Below are 17,433 nucleotides of genomic sequence, written 5' to 3'. Positions count from 1 at the left end.
AGCGTCGCAAAATCTCCAAACAGATCTGCCACCGTTGCTTCGTCCGAGGCGAGACGCTCCAGGGTTTTTTCCTGGGGCTGTCGCGAGCCCTCACCATCGACGATAAGCGCAAAGTCGATCTGGTGACTGTCGAGCATCATGCCCGCCACCTGCATGGCGTTCATAAAGCCGAGGCAGGCGTTGGCCATATCGAAGTTAAGACAGGACGAGGGCAGGTCGAGAAGATGGTGGACGGTGACGGCCGACGACGGCTCCAGCCGGTCCCGACTCACAGAGGTGTCGATGAGTAGCCCGACCTGCTCGGGCTTGATACCGGCGGCAGCCATGGCCTTGCGTCCCGCCTCAGCGGCAGCTTCAGTGAAAGTATGGCCTTTGGGCCACCAGCGTCGCTCTGAAATACCCGCGAGGCTTTCGAGAAGTCCCGGTTGTGTGCCCAGCCGCTCGTAGGTATGCATGATGCGTTCATCGAGGGACGCCGAGGTAATCACCTCCGGCGCGTGGTGTGCAGTGACCGACACGATTGCTGTGTCATCGAGCGTAAATTTGGCGTTTCCGGACATTGGGAATCTCAAGATAGGTAGCAGATCATGATCGCAGTCCGGACAGGCAACAGCAAGTGAAGGTAATACGTGGACCCGGGATTCGCGATCATGGGAACCCCCCCCCGAAAGCGCTGATCAAGAGCGCCTGTTGACGACTCTGGTGGACCTTAGTATCCGGGCGTATCCCGGCCCTCGTCTCCCGCTTGCTCATCCTCATCTTCACTGTCCGAGACAGAGGGCAGCTCCTCGGCTGGCGCCAAATCGCCCTCAACATCCTCCGGTGCCCGGGGATCCATATCAAAACTCGTGGGTGCCATGTCGGATGCAGCCGCCGAGAAGGGCACCACATCGTCCACTTTGGCTTTGCGCCCGCGCTGCGCCAGTACAATTAATGCTGCGAAAATGCTGAGACCCGAACACCCCCAAAAGAGCCAGCTGGGCTCACCCATGGTCATGAGCTGCCCCAGAGCCAGGGGCGCGAGCACGGCTCCCAGGGCATTGAGGAGTAAAACCGAGGTCCCCACTTCCACGAACTCATGGCGCAGGGAATTGTCCGCCGCGGTAGCCAGCGCCATGGAGTAGATGGGCATGGTGGTGGCGCCAAAGAAAAAGATCGCGGCTAGCAGCAGCGGTGTTGAGGGCGCCATCGCCACGCTCGCGCTGGTGCCTGCGGCAAGAACCACCAGCAGCAGCATGGTGTCCTGGCGCCCAACGCGATCAGAGAGCCAGCCGAAAGGGTACTGAAACAGTGCCCCGCCGAGAATCGCTGCCGACATAAACAGGGTTACATCCGCTAGGTTTTCGAGACTTCGCCGGGCGAAGACCGCGCCCAGGGTCCAGAAAGCGCCGGTTACCGCGCCGGAGAGCAGTGCTCCCGTCACGGCCAGAGGCGAACGGGACAGCAGCAGGCGTATGCGGGTGCGCGTGGACTCAATAGGTGCGGGAGCCAGTTTTCGCGTCATGCCAACGGGAATCGTAGACAGCGCGACGATCGCAGCCAGCACCATAAACGGCGTGGCGCTGGCGACCGGCGAGGCATTGACCAGTTGCTGCCCCAGGGCCATGGAAACCAATACCAGGAAGGTGTACACCGACAGCACCTGACCGCGATTGTCTTCCGTCGCCTGATCGTTGAGCCAGCTCTCGATCACGCTGTACAGGCCGCAGATAAAAAAGCCTATACCAAAGCGCAGCGCTGCCCACGTTACCCAGGACTCGTTGAGTCCGAGCACGAGGAGCACGCTGGTCATGGCGCTGGCCAGCACCGCAAAACTTCTGATGTGTCCGGCGCGGGCAATGAGTCTCGGCACCAGCAGACACCCGGCAATAAACCCCAAAAAGTAGGCCGAGCCCCCCAGAGCAATCTGAAGATCACTGTGCCCAAGGATCGCTGCACGCAAAGGCAGCAAAGTGAGCTGCATGCCGTGGCCGATCAACAATAAAGCGACTGACAGCAGGAGCGATGTCAAAGTAAGTAGTGCCGCCATGGTCTAGTCTTGTCTCAGCCGCGGAGTGTTAGCGCAATGGTAGGGTGTTTTGATCGTCCGGGGTTGTACAGAGTGTTGTACAGAGTCGAGCAGGCGTCAGTCGTCGTCAACCAGGCGTGCGACGGAGTCAAGAAATTCCCGTTCTTCGCGCGTTAGAAATCCATGCTCTGAGGGAAAGCGTTGGATTCGAGAGGGATCCCGCCGGCGCTCCTCGGACCGCCGTTCGAAGCATCGTCTCTCCTTGGATCGTCGGTACACTTCGCGTCGGTCCGCTCGTCGGCGCTCGATTCCTGTGTACAGAGCCTGGCCGCTGGCGTCGCGATTTTCCCGCTGCCGCCGATCGTCTCCTCTACGTTCGGTTCTGCGCCGTTCGTTGCTCCTGCGATCTTCAGAGGAGTTCCGGTTGAGCTGATTTCGTTGTTGCAGATAGTCAAGCATATATATTGTCCCAGGCCGCATGCGCCGGCAGCTGAGACGCTCCGTAGGCCAGTCAAAGCTCTTTTGCAAATGCTTGCAAGAGGTTTTAACGATTACTTAAAGTGAAATATAGCTTTTATCAGAGCTTTTTCCATGCGAATTAATTACTACTCGGATGAAGCAGCCAAGTCAATGAGGGGGGGCGTGGCGGTGATGTCTGCCGCTATACCAGAAGTCGGGTGTCGGCCAAAGGGTCGGGACTGTCAAGCTGGCGCCTAAAATCTTCGGCCAGTTCTCGACTGCGTTCAAGACAGGTACGCCAGTAGCGTATACGTCCTTCCGGTGGCATACGAGTAAAGTCGCTGCGATCCGGAATTTTACCGTTCGGGAGGGAGGCGATGAAGTCGTCGCTGGGGCATAGGAGGATCACGTTCTCTGCGCTGGGAGTCCGTTGCCGCCGCCAGGGTAGGAACTTGTCAAACCAGCCTATGGTGAGATCCTTGCGAAAATGGGGGTAGAGGATCAGCGGTTGCGCCTCGAAATCCGCAAGATCAAAGTGGTAATCGATGATGCCACCGTCCCAATAGTGCCCCGATGGGGCGTTGGGGATGTCCCGCTCGCCGGCCAGTAAAAAGGGAATGGAGCCGCTGGCGTGGAGCGCCTGAGTTACGGTGTCGGGTCGCAGGCGAGCTGACGTGACGCCAAAATCGTTCAGGTTTAAGGGGGGCGCATTCAAGCTTGTGAACAGGATGCGCTGGAAGTGCAGCGCGAGCAGTCCCCGATGGATCGCGTTGCCCATGGCCGCGCTGCCCATGCCCAGACCCAGTGCCGCAGGATGTCGAGCCGAGTTCAGCCCCCTTCCCCGGGCGGTCACGATATAGCTGTGGAGCAGGCGGTGATCGATGACGGCATCGGCGCCGGAATCACCAAAAATGTGCTCCAGCATGGACAGGCTCGCAGCGCTGATTTCCTGTGTATCCGGTCGTTTACTGTAATCCCAGTTGACGTAAATGTCCTCAAAACGGTCCAGAGCATCCACGGGAGCAGCCTGCGCCAGGCATGCATGGCGCCAGGAGCCGATGGAGGATCCCACGGCCTGCAGCGGAGCCTCTCGGTTCTCCATCAGGAAATCTCCGAACAGCACACGATCAAGGGCCGCGAGGATGAGCCATTTAGGCCCGCCGGAGGCACCGAGGAGCAGGGTGATTTCTCTACCGGACCAGCCGTGCCTGGCGATGCGCCTTGCCGCCTCACGTCCCAGATAAATGCCAAGGGGGCGATCGCTCACGGCTGTACCTCATGGGTTTTCCTACGCACCGCACCGGGGGTGATGCCGGTCCAGCGCCGATAGGCACGGCGGAAATTGGAGGGGTCATTAAAGCCCAGTTGGTAGGCAATGCTGGCGATGGATAGTCGGTTCTCCCGCAGATGGCAGCTGGCGTGCTCCGCGCGCACTTCGTCGAGCAGCTCCTGAAAATTCACACCCTCTTCCGTAAGTCGGCGACGGTAGGTGCGGGCGCTCATGTTCAGCATGGTGGCAACCTGCGGCATCCTGGGGTATTGCCCCTCCAGTTTGCGCAGCAGGCTTCGGGTCTGCTCGCCGATGGCGGCGCTGTCGCTGAGATCAGCCAGCAGCCGCGCGCATTCTGCTTCGTAAAGCTGGCGAAGGGCTGGGTTGGAGCTGGGCAGGGGTGTGTCCAGGAGTTTCAGGGGGAAACTCCAGACCGCTGTCTCGCAGTCAAAGTGCACGTCGTCGCCCAACATCTCGGTATACACCGCTGCGTGAGCCGGGGCGGAATAAGGGAATTCAAAGCGCAGGGGAAACTGCTCATCTCCCAAGAGGCCTGTAAGGGTGTTGCGGATGGCGGCGGTGATGCACTCCAGGCCAAAAGTGATGGGCAAGTAGGCCTCGGCGTTCGGCGCCAGAATGGTCAGATGTTCAGGCGTCCGCCGAAACTCGAGGGTCAGTTCCGGGGCAAGTACCTGATAATAGCTCTCGAACAGGTGAATCACTTCTTCGAGATTTCGGCAGGTCATAAAGGCCTGCCCTAGCACTGCATGGGCACTCAGATTGAGCCGCCGTCCCAGGCGAAGCCCAAGGCTGGGGTCCCGGGTCAGGCTCAGCGTGTTTTCCACAAGAACGCGGAAGTCCTCATCGCTGACCCGTGCCCCGATCGTGCTTAAATCCGTGCCCGCCAGAGCGCTGCCTTGTAAGAGGTCGTCTCGCGCCACGCCGGCTTCGACGGCGAGATCGATGAGAATAAGTACGTAGGGTGCGGGTGTGCTGCTACTCATACGATGATTTGGCCACAAATGACCCTATTTTGACAAGAAGCTACCTTGTTAGGCCGAAGGTTCTGGCACATATTTACTACTCAGTATCTACCCAAGCCAGAGAGTCAATCACATGAATGTAAAGTGGGAAGAGCAGGCACCGCGTAAGATCCAGCAATTTGCTGGCGCTGATTACCCTAGGGAAAATCCTGATCTTGAGGATTTGCTGACGAACGAGCAGGTCGATCATATTGCGGAGATTTTTCAGACACCGCTCACCGGCTCCTACAACTGGGATTACACGGTGCAGGATGACCGCATCAAGAAGCTCTACGACCTGGGGAAGCAGCTCAACTGGGATCCGGAGATGGACATCGACTGGGATCGCCCCTGGCCTGAGGAGGTGCGCTCTCCCGAGCTTATGAACCTCCACGACTATGAGCCTTACCTGGCCATGGATGAAAAAACCAAGGACGAGTTCTGGCTGCACATGAATGCCTGGAGCCTGTCGCAGTTTTTGCACGGCGAGCAGGGTGCGCTGTTGGTGGCATCCCAGTTATGTTCCTGTGCCCCGACGCTTAGCGCAAAATTGTATGCGGGCTCTCAGACCTTTGACGAGGCACGGCACGTTGAGGTGTTTAACAAATACCTGCAGAAGCGCATTGGCGTTATGTATCCCATCAACACGCACCTCAAGAGCATCATTGACAAGATTCTCGTGGACCCGCGCTGGGACCTCAAGTTTATTGGCATGCAGATTGTGATTGAGGGACTGGCGCTGTCGGCCTTCAACACCACACGAGAGACAACGCCCGATCCGGTACTCAAGGATGTGGTGTATCTGGTGACCCGCGATGAGGCCCGTCATGTGACCTTTGGTGTCAATTATCTTGAAGAACACGTGAAGACGCTCACTCAGGAAGAGATCGAAGAGCGGGCCCAGTTTGCCTACGAAGCCTGCGTGATCAGTCGCGAACGTCTGGTAGCGACGGATGTATTCCGTCACTTCGGCTGGGATGTGGAGGAGGCACGGAAAAAGGTGCTGGATGGTTTTGTAATGTCGACTTTCCGCAATTTGCTGTTTCAGCGTGTGATTCCCAATCTCAGCCGTATCGGCCTGCTCACGGATAAGATCCGCCCCAGGTTCGAAGAGCTGGGTATTCTGGAGTTTGAGAATCTCGCCACCGATGGCGACATTAACTGGAGCGCTTTGGAGCGTCCGCTGGACACCGAAGAAGCCCAGTCCCACGAGCAGAGCATGCTGGCGGCCTTTCATGAAAAATTTGAAGAGCAGGCTAACGCCGAACAGCCGGCGCAGCAGGTAGCCGAGGCCGGGGATAATCCCCAGGCCGGTGGTTGTTGCTAAGCGCAGACAGTGCGACCTGAAGCCGGCGAAAGCCGGCTTTTTATTTTGCGGTGGCAGCGTATATTGTCGTGGGCTGCGTGGTGATGCGCGGTAACGATCAACAATAAACAGGATTAGGAAAATGAGTCTCAGCAAAAAAGTGTTTGCGGCGTGTATCGCCCTTGTTATCAGTGCCTCTAGCCTCGCGTGGGACCCAAGAGAGGTGGGTAAGCTCACCAAGGGCGCGGAGGAAACTAAGGCGCAACTGCTCTCCGATGATCCCAGTATGCAGGCTTTCTTTGACTCGGCGGCTGCCTATGTGGTCATTCCGACGGTGGGCAAAGCCGGTTTTGGCATTGGCGGTGCCCGGGGTAAGGGGCTGCTCTTCGAAGGTGGAGAGCCCACGGCGATTGTTACCCTGACGCAGCTGACTATTGGTTTTCAGTGGGGTGGGCAGGCTTACAGCGAGTTCCTGTTTTTCGAGAACGCGGCGGCTCTTGAGCACTTTAAAGCCGGCAATTACGAGTTGGGTGCCCAGGCTTCGGCCGTTGCGGTGACCGTGGGCGCTTCTGCGGATGCGAATTATTCCAACGGTGTCGCTATTTTTACCCGCGCCAAGGGTGGACTGATGTATGAGGCCTCGGTGGGTGGCCAAAAGTTCTCCGTTGATCTTCCGGACTGATGCCAGAGACTGTGGCCGGTAAGACAGCCAGACACAAAAAAGGCCGACTGTTTAGTCGGCCTTTTTTGTTGTTCTTTGCTTAACTGCCCAACATTTACCTACCCAAACACTGCGTTGACGCCTTTGCTTGAGCTACGCAATGTCAGAACGCAGTTTCAGGCAGCCAGTGCCTTGACCTGTGCGTTCAGGCGGCTCTTGTGTCGCGCCGCTTTGTTTTTGTGGATGATGCCTTTGTCGGCCATACGATCTATGACCGGCACAGCTTTGGAGTACGCTGCACGGGCGTGCTCGGCATCACCGGTTTTTACCGCAGCCAAAACGTTTTTGATGTTGGTGCGAACCAGTGAACGAAGGCTGGCGTTGTGGGCGCGACGCTTTTCAGACTGACGGGCGCGCTTGCGTGCTTGGACGGAGTTAGCCACTGAGGACTCCTCTAAATAATCAAACTGATGAATGGAAATTTTTGGAGGGCGGATTCTGCCGACTGGCGAGTCTTCTGTCAATAGCCTGTCCTCTCGACATAAAATACTGTCCGTGGAAAAAGATGACATCAAAAGAGGATGAAAAGCATGCAAGACCAGCAGGTGCTGAACAGCGCAGCCGAGGAAGATGCCCGGCGTCATCTGGGTCTGGAAGGCTCTCCAAACTTTCGTGACGCCGGTGGCTATTACTGCAGCGATGGGATAATGGCCTGGGGGAGGGTTTTTCGCTCCGGGCATCTTGCTTATCTGACGGATAGCGATCGCGAGCGTATCGCTGCCCTGAATCTGGATATGGTCGTGGATCTTCGTCGCGCCGACGAGCGTGAGTTGGAGCCTTCCTGGCTCCCCGAGAGTGTGGCTATGGTCGGCGCTGATATCACGCCCGGAAGCCAGGGCAGCGCCATTTATGCGGACTCCACGCAGCTCGGCGGCGCCCAGGCAATGTTTGACTTCATGTGTGAGATCAACCGCGAGTTCGTGGTCTCGCAGACCGATACTTATAAAGAGGTGTTTGCGAGGCTTCTCGCGGGGAACGCGGAGCGCGTGCTTTTTCACTGTTCTGCCGGTAAGGACCGCACGGGATTCGCCGTCGCAGTGCTGCAGATGGCGCTGGGCGTGGCGCCACAGGACATCGAAGGGGATTATCTGCTATCACGGCTCTACTACCTGCCCGAGGAGCAAACGCCGAGGGTACGTAAAAAATACCCTGTGGCGCATCTGAGCGATACGGATTTACGCCCCATGATGGAGGCGCAGCTGGAGTATCTACACAGCGCCCTGCAGGCAATGAGCCAAGTCTATGGCGACAGCGAGACCTATTTAAGAGAGGGTCTGGGTCTGGCGGATCAGGAGCGTCGGGAGCTGCGCCGACGTTTTGTTATCGGCCACTGATCGTTTGCGGTGGTGGGCTTAAAATGCCGCCCAGACCATCACCAGGCCCACAAAGGCGACCAGCAGGCTTTGCCCCGCCTTTTCCAGACGGAAGAGGCCGTAAACGTAGGCCAGAGGCGGGAGAAGGACGGCGAAGATGCCCCAGGCGTAGTCATCCTTCCACGCGGCGATGAGCATTAAGATCCAGCTCACCAGCAAGGTGGCCAGACCAAAGGTCATGAGTGTTGCGCTTGTTGCTTCCATGGTTTTTCACCCCAGTTCAAAATCGCGCGCAAGAGTAGCAGAAGCACCCGCGTTCGTCAGCGTTTGCGCGCATTCGCTGGATGACGGCCAGAGGCTTTTTGGTTAAGGTGAGGCGCCTTTTTTCGGGAGCTTACCGTGTCAGATCCATTTGCGGCTATCAGACCCTACAACGACGGGGAAGTTCGGCCAGCGATAGACCGTTTACTGGGATCTGAAGATTTTCTCAAGGCGATGCTGCGCCTGCGCTTTGGGAGTTGGATATTGTCATTCGCGCCCCTTCTGAGGCCCTTTGCGCGTTTTTACCTTCGCCGCCAGTTTGCCGATGTCGATGGCGTTCATGAGCTGCAGATGCGCGTGAAAGTTTACGTTGAACGCATGATCGAAGATACGACAGCAGGACTGACCGTGTCCGGCCTTGAGCATCTGGACCCCGAACGCGCGCATTTGTTTATCAGCAACCACCGCGACATCGCCATGGATCCGGCTCTAACCAACTATGCGCTCCATCGCGCGGGACATCAGACCCTGCGTATTGCTATCGGCGACAATCTCCTCAAGGAGCAATGGGTTGCCGATCTCATGCGCTTGAACAAAAGTTTTATTGTGCAGCGATCGGTGAGTGGTCCCCGGGAGCTGCTGGCGAACTCGAAGCTTCTTGCCCGGTACATCCGCAGCTCGGTGCAGGAAGACAACGTTCCCATTTGGATAGCCCAGCGTGAGGGTCGTGCCAAGGATGGTCGAGACCGCACGGAGGCCGCCATCATCAAAATGCTGTCCCTGAGCCGGGACAAGCAAAAGGAAAGCTTTGGCGACCACGTTGCGTCTCTGCGGATTGTGCCCGTAGCGATTAGCTATGAGCTGGATCCCTGCGACGCAATGAAGGCCCGGGAGCTGAGTCAGCGTCAGAGTGCCGGCGACTATCAAAAGTCAGAACAGGAGGATGTGGCGTCCATCGGGCAGGGCATCGCCGGTAACAAGGGGCGCGTGCATGTGCATTTCGGCACGCCCCTGGGGAGTGACTTTGAATCCCCCGCTGAGGTGGCCACCGCTATAGACGCCCAGATTATCCAGGGCTACCGGCTGCGTCCCGTGAATCTCTGGGCCTATCAGGCGCTGGAGGGCGCTGCCGATCCCGGGCTTGAGATTGCCGAAGGCAGTTGCAGCAAAAAGATCTTTGATGAACGCGTTGAGGCCATGAGTGAGGACGAACGGCCCTTCGCGCTGGCCAGCTATGCCAATGCCCTGCGCAGCCTGTTGGAGCTGAACAAGCCCTCGTGAGCGCTCTCTCGCCCTCGGATAAGGATGCGATCCGCCAGGCCTATACCGCTATTACCGACGCCCGGGGGCTGACGCCCCGCTGGGGGCAGCGGCAGATGATTGCGGAGGTCGCTAATACCCTGGCGCGTCTAATACCCTCGCTAGAGGCGGCCGATGGAGGGTCGCCCATCGCGGTTATTGAGGCAGGCACGGGCACGGGTAAAACCATCGCCTATGTCATTCCCGCGCTGGTGATGGCCCGGGCTCTGAATAAACGGCTGGTGATCGCCACGGCTACCGTTGCCCTTCAGGAGCAGCTGGTCCACAAAGACCTTCCCGATATCAAGAAAGGCAGCGGGCTGGATTTTAGTTTTCAGTTGGCCAAGGGCCGGCGGCGCTACCTCTGCCTGAGTCAGCTAGACCGTCTCATGGCCCGGGAGTCTGGGGGCGGGCAGACCATGGGTTTGTATCCCGATGAGGTGTCTCCCGCCCTTGCCCGGGATGCCCTGGAGAGCTACGGTCTGATGCTGGATGCTCTGGCCCGTGGTGACTGGGATGGCGACCGGGATAACTGGTCAGCGCCCATCAACGATGCGGACTGGTTTCCGGTGACTGCCGATCAGGGGCAGTGCAGCGGGCGACGCTGCCCCAATATTCGTAACTGCAGTTTTTACCGGGCGCGGGACGGTCTTCAGGAAGCCGACGTGGTGGTGACCAATCATGATCTTGTGCTGTCGGATCTGGCATTGGGAGGCGGCGCCATACTCACCCCGCCGGAAGACACTATTTACATTTTTGACGAGGGCCACCATCTCCCCGATAAAGCGCTGAATCACTTCGCTTCCTTTTGCCGGCTGCCATCGACGGTCTCGTGGCTCGGCGACAGCCGCAAGGCGCTGGCTAAAGGTGCGCCTCTGCTGTCTACGCTCCCGGGCTTGAACGCGGTGCTGGAGCCTCTGCCGGCACTCTTTGATGATCTGCAGCTGCGGGTGCAGCAGATTGCCGAGAAGGCCGCCGTTATCATGGCCGGTGCTGGGGATTTTGAGGAACAGCTTCGTTTTGAAGGAGGCGTCGTACCCGACGATCTTCAGCAGGCAATGGCATCACTGGCAAGTCAGTGGGCACGGCTCAACGGTCGCCTCATTACCCTAGAGGCCGGTATCGACGACGCTCTGGAAGACGAATCCTTCGCCTCGGTACGCGATGAGCTGGAGGCCTGGCAGATGGCCGCCGGTGGCATGCTGGTTCGGGCCGAAGGGGTGTTATCACTGTTTAAGGACTTTGCTGCCGACGCTGCGGAGGAGTCGCCGCCGCGAGCGCGCTGGCTGAAACGCCGCGCCGATGACGAGGAGCTGGCTATTGATCTTCACTGCAGTCATATCCTGGCGGCGGATATTCTCCGGGAGCAGCTTTGGGAGCGTGCGGCGGGCGTGATACTGACCTCCGCTACCATGACGGCGCTGGGGAGTTTTGATCGCTTTCGGGCTCGCTCGGGCGTACCTGATGACGGCCGTTACAAAATCGTAGCGAGCCCCTTTGACTATAGCAAGGCTACGCTCCATATCCCCGCCATGCGCAGTGAGCCCGGTGATGCGGCGGCGCACACCCAGGAACTTATCGAGCTGTTACCGGACCTGCTGGATGCCCGGGAGGGCAGTTTGGTGTTGTTCTCGTCCCGCCGGCAAATGAACGATGTGTTCGATGGGGTCCCCGGAGAATGGCGAAGCCGAATTCTTCGGCAGGATGATTACAGCAAGCAGGAAATTCTCCGGCGTCATCGCGAGACCATCGATGATGCAAGGGGAGCGGCGATATTCGGGCTCGCAAGCTTTGCCGAGGGCGTGGATCTGCCCGGTGGCTATTGCCAGCATGTTGTTATTGCCAAACTACCCTTTGCGGTACCCGATAATCCCGTCGACGCGGCGCTGGCTGAATGGCTGGAAGCGCAGGGGCGCAATGCCTTTATGGAAATCAGCGTGCCGGATGCGGCGCTTAAGCTGGTGCAGGCAAGCGGTCGCCTACTGCGCACAGAGACTGATGCCGGGCGGGTGACGCTCATGGACCGCAGGGTGATCACCCGTCGCTACGGACGAGCGATCCTTGATTCCCTACCGCCGTTCCAGCGCTGTATCGGCTGACTCTTGCCTGGCATTGCGGGCACGGTTGCGGCCGTCAGCTTTTGCCTCGTATAGCGCCTTGTCTGCCAGACCTATAAGTCGGTGTGGATCCTCTCGCTCGTTATCACCCATGGTGGCGCAGCCCACACTGATAGTGACGTACTCCCCCACCTCACTCGCGGGGTGCTTGATAGCGAGCACTCTTACGCACTCCAGTATGCGCTGTGCTGTGCGCATAGCGCCTGCCGCATCGGTGTCGTACAGCACCACCACGAACTCTTCACCCCCGTAGCGGGCGAGCATGTCATATTCTCGAAGGAGCTTTCCTTTAATGGCCTGAGCAATGGTTTTCAGGCACTTATCACCCGCAGCGTGGCCCAGACTGTCGTTGTATTGCTTGAACAGGTCGATGTCGAGCATGAGTATGCTTACGGGCGTCCCGGCGCGACGGGACAGGCTCCAGGTAGCGCTGAGATGCTCCTCCAGATGCCGCCTGTTGGCGACGCCGGTGAGGCTGTCGATGCGGGAGTTCGCTTCGACGCGCACGAGGGCATCCCGAAGCTCCCCGGTACGCAAATCCACCAGCTGACGCAGCTTTTGCTCCCGCCGCCTCGTACTGCGGGACTGGTACCGTTGCAGCAGTCCAACCAGCAGGGTAATCACCGCGACACCCAGGAGCACGGACCAGGTTGTTTCATACCAGTGTGGTGTTCGGTAAATCGTCAGCGACGTAAGTCCGTCCGGCGTGGTTGGAAACAGCTCACCGTCAAAGCTCGCCTGCACGCGAAATGCGGTCTCGCCTGCAGGTAATGACGATAAATAGGCTGTGCGCCGGTTCCCTGCATCGGTCCAGAACTCATTGTTGGACACGGTGCTATAACGAAAGCGGACAGAATGCGCCTTGCTCAGTTCGGGACTGCTGTAATCAATTTCCAGACTTTGAAAGTTCGCCGGGATGGCAACAGTATCTGCGATAACTACGGATTTGCCGTCTACCCTGATGGCGTCAATATAGGTGCGCAGGGGGGCGCTGTCCGTAGTGAGCTTTTGCGGTGAAAATGTCGTGGCGCCCTTGGTGCTTGTAAACCACAGCCGGTTATCCCGCGTAACCCAGCCTGCCGGTTGAAAGCCGCCGGTAAACTGCGTGGAGCGCAGGCCGTCGTTTTCTTCGAAGACGCGGGTGTCCAGGGCATTTCGCTCGCCGCGAGCCACGGCATCGAGGCTGTCCCGGGTCACACGGAGCAGGCCCTGGGTGGTGGAGATCCAGAGATTACGAGCGCGGTCTTCGAGGATGGCGTATCCCGCGGACTGCGGCAGCCCGTGGGAACGGTCATAGCTGAAGAGGCTTCCCTTATCGAGACGAGCCAGAGTGCCGGCGCCCGTAGTAATCCACAGCACCCCTCGGTCATCTTCATGGGTGGTGCGAACCACGTTGCTGGACAGTCCCTGGTCTTGCGTCCAATGCTCCAGGCCTTCCTGAGAATAGCCAAACAGTCCCGAATTACTGCTCAACCACACCTGTCCGCTACGGGCCTCAAGAATATGTCGTACGACCGTGTCGCCGAGTTCCGGGACGGGGATGCCGATAGCCGACTCGTCCCCATTCCAGCTGTTCAGACCTCGATTCGTGGCAATCCAAACACTGCCGTCACGCAGTTCCTGCAGGGCAAAAATGTGGTCGCCCAACAAGCCATCTTCTGAGCTGTAGCGCCTGACCTTATTATTGTTGATGTGGAAAAGGCCCTCGCCGAAGGTTCCAACCCATAAGCTGGCGTCTTCGCCGACCAGCAGTGAAGATATGCTTTGATCGACCAGTTCGGAATAGGGCTGAGAGACAGTCCCGTCTGTTTCTACGCGGAAGAGGCCATCGGGTTCGGTACCGATCCACACCGTGTCGTCGCGCTCAGCAGTGACTACAAAGGTGGAATCAGCGAGCCCCTCTGCGCTACCCAGGGCCAGAAAAACAGTATCTTTAATACGGTACAAACCATGCCCCGTCGCGACCCACAGACTGCCCCGAGCATCTTCCACTAGATCAAAAACGTGCCCGGCGGACGTCTCTGAATCCAGAGGGAACTGTGTTTCCCGGCCGTCAGGACTGAGTCTCCAAATACCGTCTCCGTAGCTGCCAAGCCAGCGATTGCCGTCTCGGTCACGCAATGACGCTTGTATCGCCCTGGGGGGGGCTGAAGGTAATAGTGATGGCGGGGCAGAAGTGGACAACTGATAGATAGCACCGGTATCCGTGCCGGCAATGATACCCAGCTCCTTGTCCCACCGGAGCATGTGAACTTGCAGGGAGTCAAGACCTTCCTCAATCCCTACATGGCGAATATTTGCACCGTCAAAATAATTGATGCCATTGGTGAGACTGCTGAACCACAGGTTACCCTTATCGTCTTCGGCGATATCAAAAATGCGATTTGATGCCAGGCCATCATCCACCGTCCATGGTTTGAATTCGTCGCCGTTGAGTTGGCTAAGACCGAGATCGGTGGCAAACCAGATGGACCCGTCTACCGCCCGATGGATATCGTAGACAACGTTGCTGATGAGACCCTGATCTTTTGTAAAGGACTGGAAATCGCGACCGCGCATGAACAAGGCACCGCCTCCATAGGTGCCGATCCACAAATCGCCATCGGGAGTCCATTCAAGGGCGCGAATATCGCTGGCTTTAAAAGCGCTATGGGTTTTCTGGTTAAAGGTTTTGAAGTCAGCGCCATCGAAGCGGGCAAGGCCCCCTTGGGTACCTATCCACAGGTAGCCCCGGGGCCCTTCTTCGCTTACCCAGACCCGGTCCGAGGGCAGGCCCGAGTCGCGACCGTAGCGGTCAATGAGATATTGGCTGGGCAGTCTTTCAGCGTTGAGCGCGTTCGCAGTCAGGGGACCAACAAGCAGGTAGAAGTATATTACTGCTACCAGCCGAGTGGTCGAGAGAGAGTGTCCGTGTGTAAACGACATCTGGCGTTGGGTTGCCTCTGCTGGCACGGTCGGTTCCAAAGTTATTTTTCGGCGGCGAAGAGTACCCGAAGTTGTTTTGTCATGACAAATGGTAGGGAAATTACCGGTATTGCGCGCAAAAAAAAGCCGACGGGCTTGCGCGCCGCCGGCTAGTTGTTGCCCGTTACGATTTAGAAGTTAAATGTCACTTCCGCGCCGTAGGTCTGGCCACGCATCAGGGGCGAGAAAGTTCCCCCCGTAGGTACCCCGGCGAGAGTGGGCGACAGTTGTGTATCACCACCGTGCTTCACCGTGTCCAGCATGTTGCGACCATAGAGGGAGAACACCCAGTTACCATTGTTGGAGTAGACGTCCAGGCCTGCATCCAGGATGTCCTGCTCGTTAATGAAGCCAAGGTTGTTGTCCGTGAAGAAGACTTCATCACGATAGGCATAGTTAATGCGCGCTGTGGCATAGCCCCAGCTGCCTAGTTCCATGTCGTAATTGAAGCCCAGGCTGTAGGTAACTTCCGGCGCACGAGGCAGTCCGAGGGACTTGTCCAATCCGTCGACAACGCCGTCACCATTCAAGTCAAAGAACACATCATCATAGCTGGAGTCGATGTAGCCGAAGGACGCCATCATCAGGAGGTTGTCCGACAGCGCGAAAGTACCGTCCAACTCCACACCCCAGAGTGTCGCATCGGCGCTGTTACGGATGATCTGCACAACACCGGCATCGGGATCTGCGAAGTTGATCTCTCGCTGCATATCCTCTACCTGTGTGTAGAAAAATGCCGCGTTCAGGCGACCCCATGACTGCTGTGACTTGTAGCCCAGCTCGAAGTTATCTACCTGCTCTTCGTCAAAAGCTTCCGGCGTGAACGCCGGCGTGGTGTTTCGCAGGTTGTAACCGCCAGAGCGGAAACCTCGAGACCAGTGGCCGTAGATCTGTGACTCATCAGTCAATGCGTAGCTTGCGCCCACTTTTGGCGACCAGGTCTGCCAGTCGTCTTTGCCGTTGAAATCGAAGGGGCATGTCATAAAGCCCTCACTGCTATCTACCAGATTGCAGCGGAAATCGAAGGCATAGGTAGGATTTCCTTCGGCATCAAAGCCAATGCCCGCACTTTGGTTGGCCGCAAGGGAGGCGATGTCGCCGTACTTCTCTTCGTCGGTGTAGCGCAGGCCCGCGGTCAACGTCAGGCGATCGGTGAGGTCGTAATCACCAGAAACGAATAGTCCCAGGGTTTCTACTCCGTAAAGACCGCCACCGTCCTGAATGACCGCCGGTGCCAGGTTGCCTACGGGCGCGCCCGCCAGGTTGCGCCGCTCGTGATACCCCAGGTTGTTTTCAAACCAGTAGGCGCCGGTGGTGAAGTTAAAATCACCAAACTGGCCGTTGTAGCGAAGCTCAAGGCTGTCCTGCTCCGTATCCAGCCAGGCCGCCGAGTGGAAGGCCCAGACTGGCTGGCCATCGATATCGCTCCCTGATTCCGAGGTGGACTCCCGCCAGCCGTAGATAGCCGTGACAGTGCCGTCGCCGAGGCTGACACCCTGATTATACTCAACGGTCAAAAAGTCGGTTTCGATGTTCTGATAACCGATGAAGTCGTTGCTGTTGCCAAAGCTTTCGCGATCGAAGTTTACAAACGCTCCAGGCTCGCCACGGCCATTGGTGTGCGACTGGGCAACCGCGCCATCGCCGGAAATGTCTGTGTACTCATAGCGTACCACCAGCTCTGACATGTCAGTGGGTGTCCACACCAACGTCGGGCGAATCATGGTTTGTTCTACCGCACCCACGTCCTCTGCAGTGACGCCATTGGGCTCAAAGGCCTCGCGACGGAAATAGCCTTCGTCTTCGTTGTAGTAGGCGGTTAACTTCAGGCCCAGGGTGTCAGTGACGGGGCCACCAAAGGTTCCCATGGCGTAATAGTTCATGCCGCCATCACCGCCGCCATCAGCAGCAAATCTCGCCTGACCTTCGAACTCTTCGCCAGGCTTTTTGGTGTTCATCAGGATCGCGCCACCGGTCACGTTACGACCAAACAGCACGCCCTGGGGGCCACGCAGAACCTCGATGCTCTCCAGATCAAAGACGTCAAAAATGATGCCGTTGTTCACACCCAGGTAAACGCCGTTAACAAAGACGCCTACCGTGGGATCGATGGAAGGAATGGATGCACTGATTCCCAGACCCCGGATGGAGAAGTTCGCTGTGCCCCGTGTAGTACCCACATCGTCCAGGGCAACGTTTGGCATGCCTACGGACAGGCTGGTGAGGTCGCGCACCTTCAGCGCTTCGATCTGATCGGCGCCAAATGCGGTGATTGACAGCGGTACGTCCTGGGAGCCTTCTTCACGCTTTCGCGCGGTGACGACCACTTCTTCCAGCAGCGACGCGGAGCCGCGACGCTGAGGTTGTTCCTGGGCCTGGGTGATGCCCGGGAAGGCAGTCGCAGCAAGCACTGTTGCCAGCGCCGCGGCCAAGGGCTTGCGTGACGGGCGCGCCACGGTCGCGTTCAGATCTGTGTGTGAGTTCATGGATTGCATCCTTTTTTAGTATCTTGCGAGGTTGTTCAAATTATTTATCTTCGGGCTCTCAAATTGGAGCTTGCAGACAGCCACAGGAAAAACCGCCGCGGTTTGCGGAAACCGAGCGTGGTGAACTTAAGTAGCTGCCTCGAATATGCATAAGGTTGCTGAGTTATCGCTGTTATCGCTTTTATTGGCTTTGAGGGAACGTCCGCT

Annotated in this window: 12 protein-coding genes and 1 pseudogene; 5 read left to right on the top strand and 8 right to left on the bottom strand. The window is 57.9% G+C overall.

The window, feature by feature from the left end; translation table 11 throughout:
• The 4 genes and pseudogenes from ACTG3T_RS09955 to ACTG3T_RS09940 all read right to left on the bottom strand — a co-directional run.
• A pseudogene (locus ACTG3T_RS09955) lies at nt 1–560 on the bottom strand (3-oxoacyl-ACP synthase III); the annotation flags it as partial.
• 149 nt (nt 561–709) lie between these two features.
• Nucleotides 710–2,029 carry an MFS transporter gene (locus tag ACTG3T_RS09950; protein ID WP_439102115.1) on the bottom strand — a complete coding sequence of 440 codons (1,320 nt, stop codon included), beginning with the start codon at nt 2,027–2,029 and terminating at the stop codon, nt 710–712.
• A 640-nt stretch (nt 2,030–2,669) separates the two neighbouring features.
• Nucleotides 2,670–3,734 carry a patatin-like phospholipase family protein gene (locus ACTG3T_RS09945; protein ID WP_439102114.1) on the bottom strand — a complete coding sequence of 355 codons (1,065 nt, stop codon included), beginning with the start codon at nt 3,732–3,734 and terminating at the stop codon, nt 2,670–2,672.
• Nucleotides 3,731–4,741, bottom strand: a complete 1,011-nt coding sequence (locus ACTG3T_RS09940; RefSeq protein ID WP_439102113.1) for an AraC family transcriptional regulator — start codon at nt 4,739–4,741, stop codon at nt 3,731–3,733. The genes ACTG3T_RS09945 and ACTG3T_RS09940 overlap by 4 nt, the downstream gene beginning before the upstream one ends.
• A gap of 112 nt (nt 4,742–4,853) precedes the next feature.
• Here ACTG3T_RS09940 and ACTG3T_RS09935 point away from each other — a divergent pair, with 112 nt between their 5' ends.
• Both ACTG3T_RS09935 and ACTG3T_RS09930 read left to right on the top strand, forming a co-directional pair.
• Nucleotides 4,854–6,086, top strand: coding sequence for a ferritin-like domain-containing protein (locus ACTG3T_RS09935; RefSeq protein WP_439102112.1), 1,233 nt, complete (start codon nt 4,854–4,856; stop codon nt 6,084–6,086).
• A gap of 121 nt (nt 6,087–6,207) precedes the next feature.
• On the top strand, nt 6,208–6,747 hold the full coding sequence (locus ACTG3T_RS09930) for a YSC84-related protein (protein WP_439102111.1): 540 nt from the start codon (nt 6,208–6,210) through the stop codon (nt 6,745–6,747).
• Nucleotides 6,748–6,902: 155 nt separating this feature from the next.
• Here the strand turns inward: ACTG3T_RS09930 and rpsT are convergent, their stop codons facing one another.
• A complete protein-coding gene (rpsT, locus tag ACTG3T_RS09925) occupies nt 6,903–7,169 on the bottom strand; it encodes a 30S ribosomal protein S20 (protein WP_439102110.1) in 267 nt (88 codons plus the stop codon).
• A 147-nt stretch (nt 7,170–7,316) separates the two neighbouring features.
• Between rpsT and ACTG3T_RS09920 the strand changes: the two genes are divergently transcribed.
• Nucleotides 7,317–8,120, top strand: coding sequence for a tyrosine-protein phosphatase (locus tag ACTG3T_RS09920; RefSeq protein WP_439102109.1), 804 nt, complete (start codon nt 7,317–7,319; stop codon nt 8,118–8,120).
• Nucleotides 8,121–8,138: 18 nt separating this feature from the next.
• Here ACTG3T_RS09920 and ACTG3T_RS09915 read toward each other — a convergent pair whose 3' ends face one another.
• Nucleotides 8,139–8,363, bottom strand: coding sequence for a hypothetical protein (locus tag ACTG3T_RS09915; RefSeq protein ID WP_439102108.1), 225 nt, complete (start codon nt 8,361–8,363; stop codon nt 8,139–8,141).
• A 135-nt stretch (nt 8,364–8,498) separates the two neighbouring features.
• On the opposite strand from ACTG3T_RS09915, the gene ACTG3T_RS09910 reads away from it, so the two are divergent.
• Nucleotides 8,499–9,641 (top strand): 1-acyl-sn-glycerol-3-phosphate acyltransferase, encoded by a 1,143-nt coding sequence (locus ACTG3T_RS09910; RefSeq protein ID WP_439102107.1) that lies wholly within the window; start codon nt 8,499–8,501, stop codon nt 9,639–9,641.
• On the top strand, nt 9,638–11,758 hold the full coding sequence (gene dinG, locus ACTG3T_RS09905; protein ID WP_439102106.1) for an ATP-dependent DNA helicase DinG: 2,121 nt from the start codon (nt 9,638–9,640) through the stop codon (nt 11,756–11,758). Before ACTG3T_RS09910 ends, dinG begins: the two co-directional genes overlap by 4 nt.
• On the opposite strand, the gene ACTG3T_RS09900 is transcribed toward dinG, so the two are convergent.
• On the bottom strand, nt 11,729–14,701 hold the full coding sequence (locus ACTG3T_RS09900; RefSeq protein WP_439102105.1) for a diguanylate cyclase domain-containing protein: 2,973 nt from the start codon (nt 14,699–14,701) through the stop codon (nt 11,729–11,731). The genes dinG and ACTG3T_RS09900 overlap by 30 nt on opposite strands.
• Nucleotides 14,702–14,871: 170 nt before the next feature.
• Nucleotides 14,872–17,226: a TonB-dependent receptor gene (locus tag ACTG3T_RS09895; RefSeq protein ID WP_439102104.1), complete on the bottom strand. Its 2,355-nt coding sequence runs from the start codon at nt 17,224–17,226 to the stop codon at nt 14,872–14,874.
• Nucleotides 17,227–17,433: the final 207 nt, after the last annotated feature.

Source organism: Congregibacter sp., from assembly GCF_965660375.1.
Classification (GTDB): Bacteria; Pseudomonadota; Gammaproteobacteria; order Pseudomonadales; family Halieaceae; genus Congregibacter.
The sequence above is the reverse complement of the archived record's forward strand: the minus strand, read 5'-3'. Positions and strand labels throughout refer to the sequence as shown.